The organism is Ruegeria sp. HKCCD7251 (assembly GCF_013031165.1).
Taxonomy (GTDB): domain Bacteria; phylum Pseudomonadota; class Alphaproteobacteria; order Rhodobacterales; family Rhodobacteraceae; genus Ruegeria.
The window spans coordinates 47,097-66,937 of record NZ_WPZC01000002.1 but is presented as its reverse complement, the minus strand read 5'-3'; the positions used below and the strand labels follow the sequence as shown (position 1 = coordinate 66,937).

Genomic DNA, 19,841 nt, shown 5'->3' with positions numbered 1-19,841 from the left:
TATTGGCAATCCCAGCGTTACGAATAGTGCAAATCCCTAGATGGATTAGATTTCCTCGCCCTTCTTAAGCAGCTCATCAATCAGCTCACGCTGAAGATCCTGGCTGTCGCCCCCTCCGAATTCGGCAGCGCCGCCTGAATACAGGGTGCCATACGTCTTGGCGATATTCACGGTTTGGGCCAGCCCCGAAATCAGTTGGTCCTTATCTAGTTTAGACAGGGGGTGAATGAATGCGGCCCACAACGTGCCGTTGGCAATGGCATAGCGCGCGTCCAGAGTGCTGTCGAAATTCGCCTGCATCATGCGTTGAAGGTCCGCAGCCGACAAATCAGCGGCGCTGCTGATGGAAACCATCGCCCGCATCCGATCCGCGTTGATATCCGTGATCACCAAAACCGAAACATCCGACACGGTCATTTGGAAACCCGGCCCTTGGGGTTGCGCGTCCGGATCCAGCGCAAAAATTATCTTCCCAAGACGCTCATAGGTCATGGGTGGCTCGGCTTCTTGCGCAGCCAGACTTCCACCCAGAAAAATCAGAGCTAAGGTCAATCGGATCATGGTATCGCTCCTGCGGATTACCAATTCACCCTACGCAGCCCTGAGGCGACTGACCAAACAAAGCTTGGTGAGGAGCGTTCCCAAAATCGTGAGAGCCACCAAGGTTCTAAAACACCTTGCGTTTGGCGTCTTCAACTATGGCAATCGCCTCGGCCAACGCCGCTTCGATACTCAGATTCGATGTATCCAGCAGCACAGCATCCTCCGCAGGTTTCATCGGGGCCGTGCTGCGCTCGGCATCGCGGGCGTCGCGTTCACGGACATCTTGCAGAACCTGCGCGCGGGTTGTGTCGGACCCATTAGCGCTGAGTTCCAGATACCGCCGCTCTGCCCGAACCTCGGCGCTGGCGGTGACAAACAGCTTAACCTCAGCCTCGGGGCAGATCACCGTCCCGATATCGCGCCCATCCAGAACGGCGCCTCCGGGGCGGGTTGCGAAACTGCGCTGAAAGTCCACAAGTGCCGACCTAACTTCAGGGATCACAGCCACCTTTGACGCGGCCTGAGCGATTTCGGCGGTGCGTAGATCGCCCTGCCCTAACTCTTCAGCAGTTAAAGCCTGAGCGGCTGCGACCGGTTCCATCCCGTCAAGTGTCCGGCGGCCAACCGCACGGTACAGCAGGCCGGTGTCCAGATGCGCGAACCCGAAATGAGCCGAAACCCCTTTCGAAATCGTCCCCTTCCCCGCCGCTGCAGGCCCGTCTATGGCAACCGTGAAGCTCACGTGCGGTCCACCTTGGCACCCAGTGCCGCCATCAGCGGTTCAAAGATCGGGAACGAGGTCGCGATCGGGCCGCCATCATCGACCGAGACCGGCGTTTTTGCGCCCATCCCCATCACCATGAAGGACATGGCGATACGGTGATCCAGAAAGCTCTCGCAGGTGCCGCCGCCGGGGACGTTGCCGATGCCCAGCCCCTCGACCGACCACCATTCCTCGCCCTCATCCACGCTCACGCCATTGGCGCGCAGGCCTCGAGCCATCGCGTCGATCCGGTCGCTTTCCTTGACCCGCAGCTCTTTCACGCCGCCCATCATCGTGGTGCCAGTGGCATTGGCCGCGACCACGGACAGCACCGGATATTCGTCGATCATCGAGGCCGCACGTTCCGGCGGCACATTGATGCCCTTCATATTTGGTGAGTATTTCGCGCGTAGATCGGCAACAGGCTCGCCGCCCTCTTCACGCTCGTTCTCATAGGTCAGGTCTGCGCCCATCTCCCGCAGCGTGGAAAAGAGGCCCGCCCGGGTCGGGTTCAGGCCGATGCCCGGCACCAACACATCCGAGCCCGGCGTGATCAGCGCCGCGCAAACCGGAAAGGCAGCGCTGGACGGATCACGCGGCACGGCAATCACCTGCGGTTTCAACTCAGGACGACCGGTCAGGGTGATCACCCGGCCTTCATCCGTATCTTCAACGGTAATCTCTGCACCGAACCCGGCCAACATCCGTTCGGAATGGTCACGGGTGGCCTCTTTCTCGATCACCACGGTTTTGCCCGGCGCATTCAGACCTGCTAGCAGCACGGCGGATTTCACCTGCGCCGACGGAACGGGAACCTCATAGCGCACCGGAACAGGTTCAGCCGCGCCGACGATGGTCATCGGCAAACGTCCGCCCGAGCGTCCAACGGCCTGCGCCCCGAACAGAGCCAACGGATCCGTCACTCGCGCCATGGGGCGTTTGTTCAGGCTTGCGTCGCCAGTAAACGTCGCGCTAATCGGACAAGTCGCCATCGCACCCATGATCAGTCGCACACCCGTGCCCGAGTTGCCGCAATCGATCACCTGATCAGGTTCAGCAAAACCGCCGACACCCACGCCATGCACCGTCCATTCACCGCCACCGTGATCTGTCACCTCGGCCCCAAAGGCGCGCATGGCCTTGGCAGTATCCAGAACGTCCTCACCTTCCAGCAGACCGGAGATCTTCGTCTCACCCACCGCCATCGCACCCAAAATCAGCGAACGGTGCGAGATCGACTTGTCGCCGGGCACCTCTGCCGTACCGGTCAACGGGCCGCAGGGATGCGAGGTCATCGGGATGGGCGTACCGTGTCCGGACATGGGGGCTCCTGTTTTCGCTATCAGTGCCTTAGCCGCTTAGCGAATTGGGGCCAGATGGTCCAGCGACAATCAGCCCTTGCGGCGGAAGGTCAGGTAATGGGGCACGCGCCCCTCGCGCAGGGCCTTCTGTTCATAGCGGGTGGAAATCCAATCGCCCCACGGCTCACGCCAATCGGCGGGACGCTCGGCCAGCCATTCGAAACCAGCGCGCGGCACTTCTTCCAGCGTTTGGCGAACATAGTCGGGAATGTCCGTTGCCACGCGAAAGATTGAACCCGGCTTCAAGGCGCGGGCAAGTGGCTCCAGATGTTCTTGCGTCACAAAGCGGCGGCGGTGGTGCCGCGTTTTGGGCCATGGGTCAGGATAGAGAAGGAAGGCGCGCGAGATACTGGCCTCAGGCAGCACGTCGAACAGGTCGCGCGCATCGCCGGGATGAACGGCAAGGTTCTCAACCCCCGCCTGCCGGATTTTGCCCAGCAACATCGCGACGCCGTTGATGTAGGGCTCGGCACCTATAATACCGATACCGGGGTTGCAGGCAGCCTGATGCACCAGATGCTCACCGCCACCAAAACCGACCTCAAGCCAAACATCCCGTCCGCCAAACAGCGCCTGCAGATCCAGCGGCGCGCGTTCGGGGTTACTCTCCCAATCGACCGCGCCGGGGGACAACGCATCGAGGTCTTCACTTAGATACGTCTTTTGACTGGGCTTCAGGGTCTTGCCCTTGAAGCGGCCATAAAAGTTTCTGCGGGGGCGTTGGGGTGTCTGGTTGCTCATGGGCGAAGCCCATACTGTGCAGACACCACGGACACAAGAGGGCGGCCCGGTCCACTCAACAGACCTGCCACCCTCAAAAAGCACCAGAATAGAGCGCGCCCGTTAGGGCGCACCTTTGGATAACAATCAGACAGCCGATTTCAGGGCGTCCACCAGATCGGTGCGTTCCCAACTGAAACCGCCATCCGCGTCGGGTTCACGGCCAAAGTGGCCATAAGCCGCCGTGCGCTGGTAGATCGGCTTGTTCATCTGCAGGTGCTGGCGAATGCCGCGCGGCGTCAGGTCCATCACCTGACCGACGGCTTTTTCGATCTCGGCATCCGAAATCTGCCCAGTACCATGCGTATCCGCATAGATCGACAAAGGCTTGGATACGCCAATCGCATAGCTAAGCTGAATCGTGCAGCGTTCCGCCATGCCCGCGGCCACCACGTTCTTGGCCAGATAGCGTGCAGCGTAAGCAGCCGAACGGTCCACCTTGGTTGGGTCTTTGCCCGAGAACGCACCGCCGCCATGAGGCGCGGCACCGCCATAGGTGTCCACGATGATTTTGCGCCCGGTCAGGCCCGCATCGCCATCGGGGCCGCCGATCACAAATTTGCCGGTGGGATTCACATGCCATTCTGTGTCGGCCGACAGCCAGCCATCGGGTAGAGTTTCGGTTATGTAGGGCTCAACAATCGCGCGGATATCGTCCGAGGACAGCGCCTCATCCAGATGCTGTGTCGACAGCACGACCGAGCTGACGCCCACAGGCTTGCCGTCACGGTACACGACGGACAGTTGCGATTTCGCGTCCGGACCCAGCGCGGGCTCGGTGCCGTTTTTGCGAACCTCGGCCAGACGGCGCAGGATCGCGTGGGAGTACTGGATCGGGGCTGGCATCAGCGCAGGGGTTTCAGTCGTGGCATAACCAAACATGATCCCCTGATCGCCCGCGCCCTCGTCCTTGTCGCCCGAGGCATCAACACCCTGCGCGATATGCGCGGACTGCTCGTGTAGCAGGTTCGTCACCTCGACGGTTTCGTGGTGAAACTTGTCCTGCTCATAGCCGATATCCTTGATACAAGCGCGCGCGATCTCGTCGATACGGCCCATGTAATCGTGCAGTTTTTCCTGATCAGACAGACCTACTTCTCCGCCGATGACAACGCGGTCAGTCGTTGCGAAGGTTTCGCACGCGACGCGCGCTTCGGGTTCTTCATTCAGAAAAGCGTCTAGGACGGCATCGGAAATCCGGTCACAAACCTTATCCGGGTGCCCTTCGGATACGGATTCCGAAGTGAAAGTGTAGTTCTGTCGGGACATGAAAGTGCTCCATTAAGATTTCCCCATCACGCCAGGAAGCCGTTGTGACAGGCATTCGATGGGATACGCCCGCAAAATCATCGGGTCAATCCGAAATTACGCGCCCTCTCTCCGAGCGTTGCGCCAAAGCAGCGCAAACGCTCCGACCAGCAGCAAAAAGATGGGTATGTCACCAATCCTTGAATAAAGTGTGACCGCAAAAGGCTTTGGCAGGTTTGCATCGACATACCCGGCCTCACCCAAAGCAAGCGACCGAGTGATGCGGCCCAGCGGGTCAATCATTGCCGACACCCCGGTATTGGCTGACCGCATCATGGGCAATCCCTGCTCAATGGCCCGCATCTGGGCTTGTGCAAGATGTTGATAAGGGCCTGATCGCGTTCCAAACCACGCATCGTTGGTAATCTGCAACAAGAAATCGGCACGTCCCGGAGCGGACAGAACATCCTGGGTAAAGACCGCTTCGTAGCAAATCAAAGGCAGTGCCTTACCCAGCGCACCCGCATCCATCAAGGCAGCGCCCGGCCCAGCGCTGAACCCGCTGCCCGTGGTTGCAGCCATGCCATAGATACCAATTCGCGCCATGAGGTCGCCAAGCGGCACGTACTCTCCGAACGGGGCAAGGTGATGTTTATCGTACAGCCCTTGTTGTTGACCGTCCTCGTTCAGGTAGATCATCGAGTTGTAGATCCGAGGCCCGTCCCCGCGTTGAATACCCAAAAAGACCGGCGTCCCCTGTGCCGCATCCACGACAACATCCAGGTAAGGTTGCGCGCTGCCCAACCAAGCCGGCACCGAGGTTTCCGGCCAGACAATCAAATCGGGTTTTGGTTGCGCGGCCGTGAACTCAATCTGACGCGCAAAAAACAGCGGCGCATAGTCCGGGTCCCATTTCTGGTGTTGCGGCGCGTTGGGCTGAATTAGGCGTACGATATGCCCCGTCTCGGTAACGTCAGGCCGAAAAGCAGCATAACCAACGGCCAAGCACACCACACCCACAGACAAGCACGCAGGCAACGCAAACGAGGATCGTTGCGTCAGAGCGGCTCCCATAGGCAATGTTGCCAACAGCGTCAGAGCGCCTACCCCATATGGACCAACCAGCGCCAAAACCTGAGCGAAGGGCGTGGCGACCCAAATCTGCGCCAACCCAGCCCATGGAAATCCGGTCAGTACGTAACCGCGGGCGCACTCTGCCAAGGATATCGCGATGGTCAGAAACACAGCCTGACCAATTGCGCCTTGCCCCGGGCGGCGCGCCACCCAAAAGGCCAGCGCCCAGAACAGCGCCAGCCCTCCGGCCATGAACACAAGCGCAAAGGGTGCCATCCAGGCATGACGTTCCGCGTCCACAAGGAACGGTTCAATGATCCAACTTAACGCATGAGCGAAATAGCCCGTCGCAAAGGCCCACCCCAGCCAAGCCGCCTGTGCCCGCGTTTTCGTTGCCAAGTACAGGGGCGCCAAAGCAAGTAACGCTGCAATGGATGCAGCCCAAAACCCGAATGGCGCCAGACCAAACGCAGTTACCGCGCCCAATATGAACGCCAACACTAGCCTTAACCAAATAGGCAAGCCCTGGGCAGGGTTCATGCAACGATATCCGGCAACATGACACGCAAGCGTTTGATCCTGCGCGGATCGGCATCCAAGACTTCGAACTCTGGCCCCTCGGGGTGTAAAACAACTTCGCCACGTGCAGGGACACGCCCCGATAGCATAAAGACCAAACCGCCCAGCGTGTCGATCTCTTCTTCGTCGACATCCTCGTGGCTGGTCAACGAGCGCCCGATCTCGGCTTCGAATTCTTCAAGCGGGACACGGGCCTGAACCACATAGCAACCCGGCTTCTCTTCAACCCAGAGCTGGCTTTCGTCGGCGTCATGTTCATCGGCAATCTCACCGACCACCTGTTCAATCAGGTCCTCGATCGTCAGCAATCCGTCAACGCCGCCATACTCGTCTATCACAAGCGCCATGTGCCGGCGTTCCGTCTGCATTTTGGTCAACAAGACCCCAATCGGCATTGACGGCGGCACAAACAACAGGGTCCGCAGCATCGACACCAGATCAAATTCAGAGGACGTTCCGTTGAACCCATGCGTCAGCGCAAAATCCTTGAGGTGCACAAACCCAAGCGGTGTATCAAGCGTCCCCTCGTATACCGGTATCCGCGACAGCCCGCTGTCACGAAAAACCTGCGCCAATTCGTCTTTGGTGATGGTCGAGGATACAGACACGATCTCTGCCGTTGGGATGGCCACATCTTCGACGCGCATACGCCGCAGGTTGATCATGCCCCGTGGCTGGCTCTTGTCGGCCTCGTGTCCGTTGGCCGCAGCAACCTCTTCGACGTTCTGGGTCGAGAACGCGTCCACTATTCGAGAAAAGAAACCCGTTTTCTCTCTTATGTCATTGTCGTCGTCCTTTGGTTGCGCGCCCTGCGCCGCCATAGAACTGCCGTCTGTATCGCCCATTTTCCCATTCCAAATGATCGGCCCGAATGGGCCCGTATTAAACTATATATGGGTTATCAATACCCAGTTTGCCAAGTATCTCGACCTCGACACCCTCCATCAAAGTGGCGTCGGGGTCACGAACGTGATCGTATCCCAGCAAATGCAATGTTCCGTGAACAAGCAGATGTGTCACGTGATCTTCGAAAGGTTTCCCCGCCTCATTGGCTTCGCGTGCGCAGGTATCATAGGAAATTGCGATGTCGCCCAGTGCGATTTCTCCGGTGAAATCCGGGCTTGGACAAGCGGGTTCCTGACCCGCGATCTCAGCCGCCAGATCATCGGCTGGCCAGCTCAGAACATTGGTCGGAGCGGGTTTTTCGCGAAATTCCGCGTTCAACTCGGCTATACGAGTGTCGCCGCAGGCAAGAAGGCTTATCTCACACAATTCGGATTCCACGCCCCGATGGGCCAGCACTGCGGTCACAGCACGCGTGGCCAAGGGCTCTACCCCCTGCCAGCGCATGTCCTCAACCGTTAGTTCAAGATTCATTCTGTCTCTTCCAAAGTCCCCGCAGGGCCTTTGAAACTACCCGGTTTCACGACCCGAGTCAGCCTCATACGCTTCGATAATCGCAGCGACAAGCGGGTGCCGCACCACATCCTTCGAGGTGAAATAGTTGAAGCTGATGTTCGGGATCGTCTTCAGCAAACGCTCGGCATCGGCAAGCCCCGATTGGACCCCGCGCGGCAGATCGACCTGCGATCGGTCGCCCGTAATTACCATCCGGCTGCCTTCGCCCAACCGGGTCAGGAACATTTTCATCTGCATGGTCGTGGCGTTCTGCGCCTCGTCCAGAACAACAAAGGCATTCGCCAGCGTTCGACCGCGCATAAAGGCAAGCGGAGCAATTTCGATTCGTTTTTCTTCGATCAGCTTGGCCAATTGCTTGCCGGGAAGAAAGTCGTTCAGCGCATCATAAAGCGGCTGCATATACGGATCGACCTTGTCCTTCATGTCACCGGGCAAATATCCCAGCTTCTCACCCGCTTCGACCGCAGGACGGCTGAGGATGATGCGGTCCACATGGCCGCCAATGAACATCGACACGCCCACCGCGACGGCCAGATAGGTTTTACCTGTCCCTGCCGGACCGATCCCAAAGGCCAGTTCGTTATTGAACAGGGATTGCACATAAGCCTTTTGCGCATCGGTACGCGGTTCAACCAGCTTTTTGCGGGTCTTGATCTCAACCGTGCCACCTTTGAACATTTCAAGCTGGTCACCGTCGCGGCTTCCGGTGCCTTTTTCAGATCCGCCCATACGAAGTTCGCGATCCACATCTGCTGCTTCGACCTCGCGCCCACCCTCAAGGCGGGTGTACAGGGCCTGAAGGACCTCAATTGCCTGTTTCTGGGCATCTTCCTCGCCCATCACAACCAACTGGTTTCCGCGTCGCACGATCTGAACGGATAATTTATGCTCAATATCAGTCAGATTGCGGTCATATTCGCCGCACAGATCAATCAACAACCGGTTGTCTGGGAATTCAACAAACGCCTCACGCTGGGGCATTTCATTTTGCGGTGGGTTCAGGGCACCGATGGCCAATACGTTCTCCTGTCTTGGCGTTTCACCTTGAGCGTAGACAACAACTCTTGGTGGGTGCAAGTCACAGTTTCAAATTTTCCGTAACTGATGTCGAAACCGCCGATCACAGTCCGGTTTGAAAACCCGCGCAGGCATAAAAAACTGGCAAAAAGCCGGTTGTTCAGAACCGGTAATTCAAGCCAAATCGCAAACCTCGATACCGCGGTGTCGACTTGGTGGAAAATCCATTTTCAAAGACGATGTCCTTGGAACCAAACTGAACGTATTCATATTCGCCTGTAATCGACCAATTGGCGTTCAAATTGTGTTCCGCACCAATGCTGGCGGAAAACCCGTTGCGCGAGTCGCTTTCTACAAAGCTTTGAACCGTAGGCCCAAGAGACAAGCTGTTCGTGGTTTCGACGTCACCGTTCACATAACCCACCGAGAGGAAATACAACACCGTGCCGCTTTTGTTGGTAAGGCCATTTCGGAAGCGAATCGACACAACGTCCGAGACTTCGGATCCACCGTCCACAGTGATGCCCCCGATTTGCGTCGTGACATCATCATCCAGCGAACCGAAGTCATATCCGATTTCAAACCCGTAGACATAGTCGCGGCCTTGCCTGGCCGGTAGAATACCCCGCCATCCTGCCCGTACACCACCATAGGAACCGCTTAGATCCAATTCACCGATCGCAAATGTATCGGTGGGCGTTGTCAAGCCAAAGCGATCCGTTCCACTGGTCGCGTATCCGCCGGTCAAGCCAAGATAAAACGCACTGACGTCGCTGTCGAAACGCTTGGGGCTGACGATGGGAGGATCTGAAACACCTTCTTCAAGGTTGCCAGCCGTTACCGCGCCGGAAAGAAGCACAAATGCAACCAAAGCAGAAAGTGGCAGCTTGAATTTGAGTATATTGATAAGATTCAAAACCTTCACTCGCACTCTCCATGGCCACGCCCTTGATACTGGGCAACGCAAAAAACGACCTCAGGGACGGCTAGAGCCGTATACCCCTAAAAAATATGACTTTTCTCGGAACATAGTTCCAAGTCATAAATCAAGGGTAAATTTTTCCATAAGATTCAACCATGACGCAACGACACGAAAAATGTCGCGTCAAAGCAACCTGCCAGCCAGCGAATTCGAGCCTGAGCTGGTGATCTGCACGTCTCTCAACTCACCCACCTCGACATCGGCATCCGAGACGTGAACCGAATGAAGATACTCAGATTTTCCGACCATCTGCCCGGGCAGACGGCCGGGTTTTTCAAACAGCACGCGGACATTTCGTCCAACCATCGAATCCTGAATTTCGCGCTGGTGCCGCGTGATTATGGCCTGCAAACGCTGTAGGCGGTCATCCGCCACCTCAGGATCAACCTGAGACCGTTCGGCGGCAGGGGTTCCGGGGCGCGTGGAATACTTGAACGAATACGCATATCCGTATCTGACCTGCTCGACCAAATCCAACGTGGCCTGAAAGTCCTCGTCTGTCTCCTCGGGGAAGCCCACGATGAAATCGCCTGACATCATGATATCAGGCCGCGCTGCGCGGATGCGTTCGATCAGGCGCAGATAGCTTTCGGCGGTATGACTGCGGTTCATCCGCTTCAAAATCCGATCCGAGCCTGACTGCACCGGCAGATGCAGGTAGGGCATCAGCTTGTCGCAAGTTCCATGCGCCTCGATCAGGTCATCGGCCATGTCGTTGGGGTGCGAGGTGGTGAACCGGATGCGCTCCAGCCCATCAACCTTGTTCAATTCCCAGATCAGACCCGCCAGCGTCATGTCCCCATTGGGCCCCGCACCGTGATAGGCGTTAACGTTCTGACCCAGCAGAGTGATTTCGCGCACGCCACGTTCAACCAGATCCTGCGCTTCGCGAATGATGCGGTCGGCTGGACGGCTGACTTCGGCCCCGCGGGTATATGGCACCACACAGAAGGCGCAGAACTTGTCGCAACCTTCCTGTACAGTCAGAAACGCCGTCGGGCCGCGCTTGGCCTTGGGGCGGTTTTTCAATTTCTCGAACTTGTCTTCCTCGGGGAAATCCGTGTCTAGCGCCTTGGCACCTTCGCGGGTCTTGGCTTCCATCTCTGGAAGACGGTGATAGCTCTGCGGTCCCACCACCAAATCGACCAGAGGTTGCCGGCGCATGATCTCTTCGCCCTCAGCTTGCGCAACACAGCCTGCGACGCCGATCTTCAGATCAGGCTTTTCCGCCTTCAGTCCCTTGAAACGGCCCAGTTCGGAATAGACCTTTTCAGCCGCCTTTTCACGGATGTGGCAGGTGTTCAGCAGAATCATATCTGCATCGTCAGGCGTCTTTGTTTCGACATAGCCCTGACCGCCCATTGTCTCGGCCATACGCTCGCTGTCGTAGACGTTCATCTGACAACCATAGGTCTTGATGTACAGCTTTTTGGGTTCCGACATGGGTGTAGCCTTTGCGTTCGCGGGATCGACGTCGTCTATACTTTACGAACGCCGCTTGCAATGCCCGCGCGATTACCCGATTTTGGCCAAAAACTCCAGTTGGATGAAATCAGACGGGCGATGCAGTACGACTCCCTCAACTCTTTCCTGCGAACCGGCGCGAAGGCCCTCATGAAAGGCCCAGTCGCACTGATTTTTGCCGAAGACGATGTTGAGGTCGATGGCACAATTCAGCACCACCTGAACCTGGGCTTCAAATCTCTTGTCGTGTTCATGCCGCAGGAGTTTTCTCTGGACCCTGCCCTTGCCGACCGTATCCACCGCGTCACTTTGACATGCGCACCGCGCACAACCGTCTTTGAGGCGATCAACAAGGTCATGAAAGCCGCGCCGGATGTTTGGATGTATTATTGCTATAACACCGAGTACCTGTTTTTTCCGTTTTGTGAGACACGGACGATCGGCGAATTGCTAGCCTTCCATTCGGAAGAGCGCCGTAATTCCATGCTATGCCATGTCGTTGATCTTTACGCGGATGATCTGACGGCTGCGCCGAATGGGGTAGCCCCTGATCGCGCCCTGTTGGACAAGACCGGTTATTATGCCCACACCCGCCACGACACCGACGGCCATCCGCTGGAGCGTCAGTTGGACATGTCCGGTGGCCTGCGGTGGCGGTTCGAAGACCAGATCCCTTATGAACGCCGTCGCATCGACCGGATCGCCATATTCAAAACGCAGCCGGGATTGGAACTCAGACCCGATCACACGTTCAACGAGCCCGAATATAATACCTATTCCTGCCCGTGGCATCACAACCTGACCGCTGCCATCTGCTCGTTTCGCGCGGCAAAGGCGTTGAAAATCAACGCTGGTTCAAACAGCAATATCCAGTGCTTTCGCTGGAGCAACTCGACCCCGTTTCAGTGGTCGTCGCGACAATTGCTGGACTTGGGGTTGATCGAAACCGGTCAGTGGTTTTGATTCGAACGCCTAACGTCTTAGAAGAATCGGGAACCAATCCTCTCGCAGCCGCTGTCCGGGCTGCATGTCATGCCCCGGAAACGGAGGAGATGTGCGACCCGGGCGTTCGACATAGCGCGCATCGTCACCAACAAGGCGCAATGAAAAGGCGCGGCGGCGACTGTCTGAATGATTGCCACGTGCACCGTGCAAGGTTCGGTAATTGAAGGCAACGGCGTCACCCGGCGCCATCTCATACTCGACGACCTTCATGCCCTCTGCGTCGGGGTCAGGGACTTGGATGTACTGCCCCCCATCGGGAAAGAACCCTTCTTCGGAAACCCAGCGAGTCGGCAGAACCTCTTTCTTCCACCGGTGCGATCCGGCGACGCACCTCAGCGTTGCTTGTGACACGGGGTCCAGCGGCGACCAGAAACTGATGGTTTGCTGACCTTCGACAAAATAATACGGCCCGTCTTGATGCCATGGAGTTGCCATCGACGTACCCGGCTCTTTTACCAGAACGTGATCGTGAAACATCTGAACAGTCTGAGACTGCATCAGATCCGCCGCGACTTCGGCCACGGGCGAGTTGTGGACGACTTTCTGGAATTGTTCGATCCGCGACCAGTTGCAGTAATCGTCAAAAAACAGCCCCGTTTCACCCTGCTTTTTGTTATCCGACGCATATGGGCCGGGATCAGCGATGTTGACCTCAATCCCATCGCGCAGGGTGTCGACGTAGTCCGCAAACAAACCTTTGATCAGAATCACACCGTCGCGCTGATAGGCGTCAATCATTTCTTGCGTAACCAAAGGGTGCATCTTTTCTGTCTCCGTTCCGATGGTTCGTCGATCTGCGCATGGATCAAACCCCGGTTCAAATCATATCTTTCGAATTTGGACTTGATTTCCTTTTTGTTTCCCCCGGCTTCAGAGCGTATATCTTTGCGCGATTGGCAGACATGGCAGCTTGCCATCAGCGGCCCGGCAATTCTTGGGGTAAATCTGAAAATCGGGCAAAACACGATGGTCGCGCAAGGATCTGCCTCGTTGGAGATTCAACGCGACACGTCACACAGCCGCTGGACCCGTTTACGGGTAAGGCATTGCGATTACTGATAATTAATGAGAAAAGGTTACTTCTTCCGCAGGCGGATCACGACGTCCACCGATGCTATTTCCACGCCTTCGGGCGCTTCGGGAAGACGTTGAATCACCAGTTCTTCTGATGGTGCATCGCTCAGGCGGCCCTCATCCTCCCAGAAAAAGTGGGGATGGTCATGGGTGTTGGTGTCGAAATAGCTTTTCGACCCGTCCACTGTAATTTCCTGCAAAACGCCCGCATCGCAGAAGGCGCGCAATGTGTTGTAAACGGTTGCCAAAGATACGGCATCACCGTTCTTTTTGGCTGATTCAAAAAGGCTCTCTGCGGTCACATGGCGATGACGGCCATCGCCCACCAACAACTCGGCCAGCGCCACCCGCTGACGCGTCGGACGCAATCCGGCGTGAACCAACCAATTCGTGGCGATGTTCTGGCTTTCAGGTGTCATCAATCCGATACCTTCGTTGTACTTAGGTATATATAAGTGCTGTGGTCAGGTAATTTCAAATGAAATTCATTCGCAAAGAATAGTCTGAACACAACATGATGTGGACCACCGCTCTTGCAGGACCTTGCATACGGGTGCTAGACGAGGCCAGATTAGATAAACGGACCCCTGGCAGGAGAGGCGGCAAGAATGGCCCAATTCCCGAGCAGCTTTGACAAGGACGATCTGCTGAAATGCGCCCGTGGCGAATTATTCGGCCCCGGTAACGCACAGTTGCCTGCCCCACCTATGCTGATGATGGACCGGATCACCGATATCTCGGCCGATGGCGGCGCGCATGGCAAAGGCCACGTTCTGGCCGAATTCGATATCACGCCTGATCTGTGGTTCTTTGACTGCCACTTCCCTGGCAATCCGATCATGCCCGGCTGTCTGGGGCTGGACGGGCTGTGGCAATTGACAGGCTTCAACCTGGGTTGGCGCGGCTGGCAGGGGCGCGGCATGGCCGTCGGCGTGGGCGAGGTCAAGCTGACCGGCATGGTACGTCCTGACCGCAAGATGCTGACTTACAAAATAGACTTCAAAAAAGCGATCCAGACACGGCGCCTGACCATGGGTGTTGCGGATGGAATCGTCGAAGCGGACGGTGAAATGATCTACGACGTCAAAGATATGAAAGTCGTATTATCTGAAGCCTAAGCCTGACAGGGCCGAAATAAGGAGCACGCAAATGCGTCGAGTAGTTGTCACCGGCTTGGGGGTCGTGTCCTCCATCGGGAACAATGCCGAAGAGGTTCTGGCCTCACTCAAAGCTGGTAAGTCCGGCATCGAGGCTAATGACCAGATGGTTGAACACGGCTTTCGCAGCCAGATCGCCGGGTCGCTCAAGATCGACGTGACCGAGCATGTCGACAAGCGCACGCTGCGGTTTATGGGGCCCGGCGCGGCCTATGCGCATATCGCCATGTCGCAGGCCATTGCTGACGCCGGTCTGACCGAAGATCAGGTCGTGAACCCGCGCACAGGTCTTGTCGCAGGCTCGGGCGGTCCGTCGACCAGTGCAATGCTGACGGCGCATCAGACTGTTCTGAAAAACGGCGCAACCAAGCGGATCGGGCCGTTCGCTGTACCCAAATGCATGTGCTCGACCATCTCGGCCAACCTTGCGACGGCGTTCAAGATCAAGGGCATCAACTACTCGATCACATCGGCCTGCTCGACCTCTTTGCACTGCATCGGCAACGCGGCAGAACAGATCATGCTGGGCAAGCAAGACGTCATGTTTGCCGGCGGTGGTGAAGAGCTGGACTGGACCCTGTCCTGCTTGTTCGACGCGATGGGCGCGATGTCGTCGAAATACAATGACACGCCGACCAAAGCCTCGCGCGCGTTCGATCAGGATCGCGACGGATTCGTGATCTCGGGCGGCGGCGGTATCGTCGTGTTGGAAGATCTGGATCACGCTCTGGCCCGCGGCGCAAAAATCTATGCCGAGGTCACAGGTTATGCTGCAACCTCTGACGGTCACGACATGGTTGCCCCGTCCGGCGAAGGCGGCGAACGCGCCATGCGTCTGGCCTTGGGCACCCTCCCCGAGGGTCGGAAGGTCGGCTATATCAACGCACATGGAACCTCGACCCCGGTCGGTGACGTGGGCGAGGTTGAAGCCGTGCGAAGAATCTTTGGCGAAGGCAATGTGCCTCCGATTTCATCGACCAAGTCGATGACCGGCCACGCGCAGGGGGCGGCTGGCGCACTCGAGGCAATTTTCTGCCTGCTGATGTTGCACCATGACTTCATTACGCCGTCGATCAATGTCGACACACTTGCCGAAGGCATCCTGCCCGGTGAAATTGCAACACAAGTGATTGAAAATGCAGGTTTGGACAGTGTGATGACCAACAGCTTCGGCTTTGGCGGCACGAACGGGTCCATGGTTCTGTCCAAGTATAACGGGTGAATATGATGTCGGATCTTCTTAAGGGCAAACGCGGCCTGATCATGGGCGTGGCGAATGACCGCTCGATCGCGTGGGGCATTGCCAAAGCCATGCACGAGGCTGGCGCGGAACTCGCATTCACCTATCAGGGCGAAGCATTCGGCAAGCGGCTGGAGCCATTGGCACAAAGCCTCGGCAGCGATTTCATGGTGGATGCGGACGTCACCGACGACGCCTCGCTGGACCGTGCATTTGGCGAATTGGGCGAACGCTGGCCGACGATTGATTTCGTGGTCCACGCCATTGCCTATTCGGACAAATCCGAATTGACGGGCCGGTTTCTGAACACAACACGGGCGAATTTCAAACACTCGATGGATGTGTCGGCCTATTCGTTCATCGAGGTCGCGCGCCGCGCCTATCCGCTGATGAAAGACAATGGCGGCACGTTGCTGACGCTGACCTATCAGGGCTCGAACCGCGTGGTTCCGAATTACAATGTCATGGGCGTGGCCAAGGCCGCGCTGGAATCGGCCACACGCTATCTGGCCAACGATCTTGGCCCTGAAGGTATCCGCGTGAACGCCATCTCCCCCGGTCCGATGAAGACACTGGCAGGGGCGGCCATTGGCGGCGCGCGCAAGACCTACAAGTTCTGCGACCAGAACGCGCCGATGCGCTCGAACGCGACGCTTGAAGCTGTGGGCGGCACTGCTGTCTACCTGGCATCAGATGCCGGCGCGTGTACTTCCGGCGAAATCATCCGCGTCGATGGCGGATTCCACGTTCTGGGCATGCCCCAACCGGATCACATGTGACCCGATCTTTCCCTGTCGGTGCCAAGATTTGAACATCTTTCCCCGGCAGTGATAGCGGCATGAGCAAAGCTGAACATATTATCGCAAGTAGCCCGCGCGTTTCCCGCTACCGCCGAAAGCAGGGTTTTTTGGGGGTTCGTGGTCGCGCAGCATTGCTGACGCTGACAATGCTGTTGATGCTATTTGTATTCTTCACGCAACCGCATGTTCGCGCCACTTTTGAATCCTGGACCAGCCTGATTACAGGCTGATCCGATCCGGGCCTTGTGTGGGCTTAGTTTATCGAAACAACCTCAATATCGAAAATCAGGTCCTGCCCTGCCAGCGGATGGTTTGCGTCGAGCGTAACGGTCGCCTCGTCCGCCTCAACGACAGTCACTGGCATAACCTGTCCGTCGGGGGCCTGCATCTGCAATTGCGAACCGGGATCCAGCGGGATGTCATCAGGAATTCCTTCGCGCGGAATGCTCTGCCGCATTGCGGGATTGATCGGGCCATAAGCGTCCGCACAAGCGATCTCGACCCGCTTCTTTTCACCCACGGACAACCCGGGCGTAGCGCTATCCAGACCGGGAATAATCTGACCGGAGCCGACAACGAATTCCAACGGGTCACGCCGATCCGAGCTGTCAAAGACTTTGCCGTCCAACAGCGTCCCGGTGTAGTGAATGCGAACCGTGTCGCCTTGCTTGATTTCGGTCATATTGGCCTCCGGCCTGAAAAAGGATTGAGCGGCCAACCCTAGGGTGTGACACGGCATTGTAAACCCTTCGCTCTTTTGCCAACCTGCGCCCAAAGAATGGAGGGGATCAAATGCCAATCAAAACTTGCGTTTTCGACGCGTATGGAACGCTGTTCGACGTCGCGGCGGCCGCACGTCAGGCTGCTGCCGAACCCGGCTTTGAAGCATTGCAGCAGAAATGGCCGGAACTGGCGAATTACTGGCGCTTGAAACAGTTGCAATACACGTGGTTGCGCGCAGTTGCGGATGCCCATGCAGATTTCTGGGATGTCACGCAAGACGGGTTGGATTGGGCGCTTGAGGCAACCGGCCTAGACGGAGACAGCACGTTGCGACAGCGGCTCTTGGACTTGTACTGGCAGTTGCAGGCATATCCCGAAGTCCCCGAGATGTTGCGCGCGCTGAAGGCCGGAGGGTTGCAAACCGCCATCCTGTCCAACGGTTCCCCCCCAATGCTTGACGGCGCCGTAAAATCCGCAGGCATCGGTGACGTTCTGGATGACGTCCTGTCGGTCGAAAGCGTTGGAGTCTTTAAGCCCCACGCAAGCGTTTATGATCTTGTGCAGGGTAGGTTCGGCGGCGAACGCGACGAAGTTCTGTTCGTCAGCTCTAACGGCTGGGACGCAGCCGGTGCGTCCGGTTACGGCTTTACGACCGCATGGGTCAACAGGGCGGGTGAACCGGTGGACCGTTTGCCATGGAAACCCGCACATGTTCTGACCGACCTGACGACGATACCGCAACTGGCTGGGCTTGAATGACTTTCTTCACCACGACAGACGGCAGGAACATTTATTTCAATGACACAGGCTCGGGCCAGCCGGTGTTATGCTTGGCGGGACTGACCCGCTGCAGTCGAGATTTTTCGTTTCTGGCACCGCACCTGACGGGTATGCGGATGATCACCATGGACTACCGCGGGCGCGGCAATTCGGACCGCGACCCGGACTATATGAACTACAATATCTTTCGCGAATCCCATGACGCGATCGAATTGCTGGATCACCTCGGTCTCGAAAAGGCGACGGTGATCGGAACATCCCGGGGCGGTCTGATCGCAATGGCGTTGGCCGCCAGCCACCCCGAGCGCCTGTCGGCTGTGGTTCTAAACGATGTCGGCCCGGTTCTGGAACTGTCGGGTATTGCTAAGATCATGGATTACGTTGGCAAACAGCCCGTGTCCAAAAACTATGATGAAGTCGCAAATGTCCTGCAACAGTTTATGGAGCCGACCTTCCCAGGCGTCCCATTGGAGCGTTGGCGGCAACAGGCTGAAATCCAGTATGAACAGACGGGTGACGGGCTTGCGATGCGTTATGACCCGGCGCTGCGAACCGCATTGCTTGAACAAGCCGCAACGGGGGCCGTTCCGGATATGTGGATGTTCTTCGAGGCGCTTCGTGACACGCCAACCGGCGTCATACGGGGCGAGAATTCTGATATACTTGGCAAAGAAACGCTGACGGAAATGCACAAGCGTCACCCCGGCCTTATCTCGGCAGAGATACCGGATCGGGGGCACGCCCCATTTCTGGACGAACCCCAATCGCTTGACCTCATTCACAAAGTACTGGACGCTGCATGAGCTCGCTTGACCTGATTGAAGCCGCGGCAGGGCGGTTAAAAGGCCACGTTCGGGAAACCCCGATCCTGACCTCTCCGTTTCTGGATGAGATCGCGGGACGCCGTGTATTGGTAAAGCCGGAATGTCTGCAACATACTGGCAGCTTCAAATTTCGGGGGGCATGGTCGGCGATCTCGGCCCTCAGCGAAGCGGATCGCAAGCGCGGTGTAATTGCCTATTCCTCGGGGAACCACGCGCAGGGGGTTGCGCACGCCGCTTCTTTACACGGCACGGCGTCAGTCATTGTCATGCCATCGGATGCGCCGCAGTTGAAGATCAACAATACGCGCGCGTTGGGCGGTGAGGTGGTCCTTTATGATCGCGCAAATGAAAGCCGGGAGGATATCGGAGAAAGGCTTGCCTCGGAACGCGGCCTGACCCTGATCCGGCCCTATGATGAGCCGCAGGTAATCGCAGGGCAAGGCACAACCGGCCTTGAGATCGCCCGTCAAGCCGCGTCCTTGGGGGTTGAGACAGCCGACGTACTTGTGTGCTGTGGCGGTGGCGGGCTGACGTCAGGTATCGCGCTGGCGCTTGAAAGGCATGCCCCGGGTCTGCGCGCCCGACCTTGCGAGCCCGAGGGGTTCGACGATGTGAAACGCTCTCTGGCGACCGGGCACATACAGAACAACGCCGCGTCGTCTGGGAATATCTGCGATGCGATCCTGACACCGCAACCGGGCCAAATCACCTTTCCGATCTTGAAACGGCTTTGCGGTCCGGGGTTTTCCGTCACCGAAGAAGAAGCGCTGCGGGCTATGGCGCTTGCCTTTCTGCGCCTCAAGATTGTTCTGGAACCGGGCGGTGCTGTATCATTGGCCTCGGCCCTTTTCCGCAGCGATGAAATCAAGGGCGACGCGGTGATAGTTGTTGCATCGGGGGGCAATACGGACCCCGAAGTCTTTGGGAAAGCACTGGAATTCCTGACCTGACAGCGCACGCAGGATAAGTCAGGTTGTGAATTCCACGTGTGACGAATGGGGATTAAGT

General features: G+C 57.4%; 22 protein-coding genes and 1 riboswitch. Of the genes, 8 read left to right on the top strand and 14 right to left on the bottom strand.

Annotation, left to right across the window (positions count from 1 at the left end):
• Nucleotides 1–45: 45 nt before the first annotated feature.
• From GOX75_RS06485 to miaB, 11 genes are all read right to left on the bottom strand, one after another.
• A complete protein-coding gene (locus GOX75_RS06485; RefSeq protein ID WP_171121781.1) occupies nt 46–561 on the bottom strand; it encodes a hypothetical protein in 516 nt (171 codons plus the stop codon).
• A gap of 106 nt (nt 562–667) precedes the next feature.
• Nucleotides 668–1,285, bottom strand: a complete 618-nt coding sequence (gene cmk / locus GOX75_RS06480; RefSeq protein WP_171121780.1) for a (d)CMP kinase — start codon at nt 1,283–1,285, stop codon at nt 668–670.
• A complete protein-coding gene (gene aroA / locus GOX75_RS06475; protein WP_171121779.1) occupies nt 1,282–2,628 on the bottom strand; it encodes a 3-phosphoshikimate 1-carboxyvinyltransferase in 1,347 nt (448 codons plus the stop codon). The genes cmk and aroA overlap by 4 nt, the downstream gene beginning before the upstream one ends.
• Before the next feature lie 69 nt (nt 2,629–2,697).
• Nucleotides 2,698–3,408, bottom strand: coding sequence for a tRNA (guanosine(46)-N(7))-methyltransferase TrmB (locus tag GOX75_RS06470; protein WP_171121778.1), 711 nt, complete (start codon nt 3,406–3,408; stop codon nt 2,698–2,700).
• Between the two features lie 126 nt (nt 3,409–3,534).
• On the bottom strand, nt 3,535–4,716 hold the full coding sequence (metK, locus tag GOX75_RS06465) for a methionine adenosyltransferase (RefSeq protein ID WP_171121777.1): 1,182 nt from the start codon (nt 4,714–4,716) through the stop codon (nt 3,535–3,537).
• A gap of 5 nt (nt 4,717–4,721) precedes the next feature.
• Nucleotides 4,722–4,770, bottom strand: a riboswitch (SAM-SAH riboswitch).
• A 42-nt stretch (nt 4,771–4,812) separates the two neighbouring features.
• The gene (lnt, locus tag GOX75_RS06460; protein WP_171121776.1) at nt 4,813–6,309 is read right to left on the bottom strand and encodes an apolipoprotein N-acyltransferase; all 1,497 of its coding nucleotides are present in this window, start codon (nt 6,307–6,309) and stop codon (nt 4,813–4,815) included.
• A complete protein-coding gene (locus tag GOX75_RS06455; protein ID WP_171121775.1) occupies nt 6,306–7,193 on the bottom strand; it encodes a hemolysin family protein in 888 nt (295 codons plus the stop codon). The genes lnt and GOX75_RS06455 overlap by 4 nt, the downstream gene beginning before the upstream one ends.
• 37 nt (nt 7,194–7,230) lie before the next feature.
• Nucleotides 7,231–7,725: an rRNA maturation RNase YbeY gene (gene ybeY, locus GOX75_RS06450; RefSeq protein ID WP_171121774.1), complete on the bottom strand. Its 495-nt coding sequence runs from the start codon at nt 7,723–7,725 to the stop codon at nt 7,231–7,233.
• 36 nt (nt 7,726–7,761) lie between these two features.
• Nucleotides 7,762–8,784, bottom strand: coding sequence for a PhoH family protein (locus GOX75_RS06445; protein ID WP_171121773.1), 1,023 nt, complete (start codon nt 8,782–8,784; stop codon nt 7,762–7,764).
• 160 nt (nt 8,785–8,944) lie between these two features.
• A complete protein-coding gene (locus GOX75_RS06440) occupies nt 8,945–9,709 on the bottom strand; it encodes an outer membrane beta-barrel protein (protein ID WP_171121772.1) in 765 nt (254 codons plus the stop codon).
• A gap of 180 nt (nt 9,710–9,889) precedes the next feature.
• The gene (gene miaB, locus GOX75_RS06435) at nt 9,890–11,209 is read right to left on the bottom strand and encodes a tRNA (N6-isopentenyl adenosine(37)-C2)-methylthiotransferase MiaB (RefSeq protein WP_171121771.1); all 1,320 of its coding nucleotides are present in this window, start codon (nt 11,207–11,209) and stop codon (nt 9,890–9,892) included.
• A 60-nt stretch (nt 11,210–11,269) separates the two neighbouring features.
• On the opposite strand from miaB, the gene GOX75_RS06430 reads away from it, so the two are divergent.
• Nucleotides 11,270–12,193, top strand: a complete 924-nt coding sequence (locus GOX75_RS06430) for a hypothetical protein (protein WP_371808141.1) — start codon at nt 11,270–11,272, stop codon at nt 12,191–12,193.
• A gap of 9 nt (nt 12,194–12,202) precedes the next feature.
• Here GOX75_RS06430 and GOX75_RS06425 read toward each other — a convergent pair whose 3' ends face one another.
• Nucleotides 12,203–12,997 carry a phytanoyl-CoA dioxygenase family protein gene (locus GOX75_RS06425; RefSeq protein ID WP_171121769.1) on the bottom strand — a complete coding sequence of 265 codons (795 nt, stop codon included), beginning with the start codon at nt 12,995–12,997 and terminating at the stop codon, nt 12,203–12,205.
• A 314-nt stretch (nt 12,998–13,311) separates the two neighbouring features.
• Nucleotides 13,312–13,728, bottom strand: a complete 417-nt coding sequence (gene irrA, locus GOX75_RS06420; RefSeq protein ID WP_171121768.1) for an iron response transcriptional regulator IrrA — start codon at nt 13,726–13,728, stop codon at nt 13,312–13,314.
• A gap of 189 nt (nt 13,729–13,917) precedes the next feature.
• Here irrA and fabA point away from each other — a divergent pair, with 189 nt between their 5' ends.
• Genes fabA through GOX75_RS06400 form a run of 4 tightly spaced genes read left to right on the top strand, consistent with a single transcriptional unit; the run spans nt 13,918 to nt 16,736 of the window.
• A complete protein-coding gene (gene fabA / locus GOX75_RS06415; protein WP_170326986.1) occupies nt 13,918–14,427 on the top strand; it encodes a bifunctional 3-hydroxydecanoyl-ACP dehydratase/trans-2-decenoyl-ACP isomerase in 510 nt (169 codons plus the stop codon).
• Between the two features lie 31 nt (nt 14,428–14,458).
• A complete protein-coding gene (fabB, locus tag GOX75_RS06410; protein ID WP_171121767.1) occupies nt 14,459–15,688 on the top strand; it encodes a beta-ketoacyl-ACP synthase I in 1,230 nt (409 codons plus the stop codon).
• A 5-nt stretch (nt 15,689–15,693) separates the two neighbouring features.
• On the top strand, nt 15,694–16,485 hold the full coding sequence (locus GOX75_RS06405; protein WP_171121766.1) for an enoyl-ACP reductase: 792 nt from the start codon (nt 15,694–15,696) through the stop codon (nt 16,483–16,485).
• A gap of 59 nt (nt 16,486–16,544) precedes the next feature.
• The gene (locus GOX75_RS06400) at nt 16,545–16,736 is read left to right on the top strand and encodes a hypothetical protein (protein WP_171121765.1); all 192 of its coding nucleotides are present in this window, start codon (nt 16,545–16,547) and stop codon (nt 16,734–16,736) included.
• Nucleotides 16,737–16,759: 23 nt separating this feature from the next.
• Here GOX75_RS06400 and GOX75_RS06395 read toward each other — a convergent pair whose 3' ends face one another.
• Nucleotides 16,760–17,188 carry a peptidylprolyl isomerase gene (locus GOX75_RS06395; protein ID WP_171121764.1) on the bottom strand — a complete coding sequence of 143 codons (429 nt, stop codon included), beginning with the start codon at nt 17,186–17,188 and terminating at the stop codon, nt 16,760–16,762.
• 110 nt (nt 17,189–17,298) lie between these two features.
• Between GOX75_RS06395 and GOX75_RS06390 the strand changes: the two genes are divergently transcribed.
• The 3 genes from GOX75_RS06390 to GOX75_RS06380 are packed head-to-tail and all read left to right on the top strand — an operon-like array spanning nt 17,299 to nt 19,783.
• Nucleotides 17,299–17,988: a haloacid dehalogenase type II gene (locus GOX75_RS06390; protein ID WP_171121763.1), complete on the top strand. Its 690-nt coding sequence runs from the start codon at nt 17,299–17,301 to the stop codon at nt 17,986–17,988.
• Nucleotides 17,985–18,812, top strand: coding sequence for an alpha/beta fold hydrolase (locus GOX75_RS06385; RefSeq protein ID WP_171121762.1), 828 nt, complete (start codon nt 17,985–17,987; stop codon nt 18,810–18,812). The genes GOX75_RS06390 and GOX75_RS06385 overlap by 4 nt, the downstream gene beginning before the upstream one ends.
• Nucleotides 18,809–19,783, top strand: coding sequence for a threonine/serine dehydratase (locus tag GOX75_RS06380; protein WP_171121761.1), 975 nt, complete (start codon nt 18,809–18,811; stop codon nt 19,781–19,783). Before GOX75_RS06385 ends, GOX75_RS06380 begins: the two co-directional genes overlap by 4 nt.
• Nucleotides 19,784–19,841 lie beyond the last annotated feature (58 nt).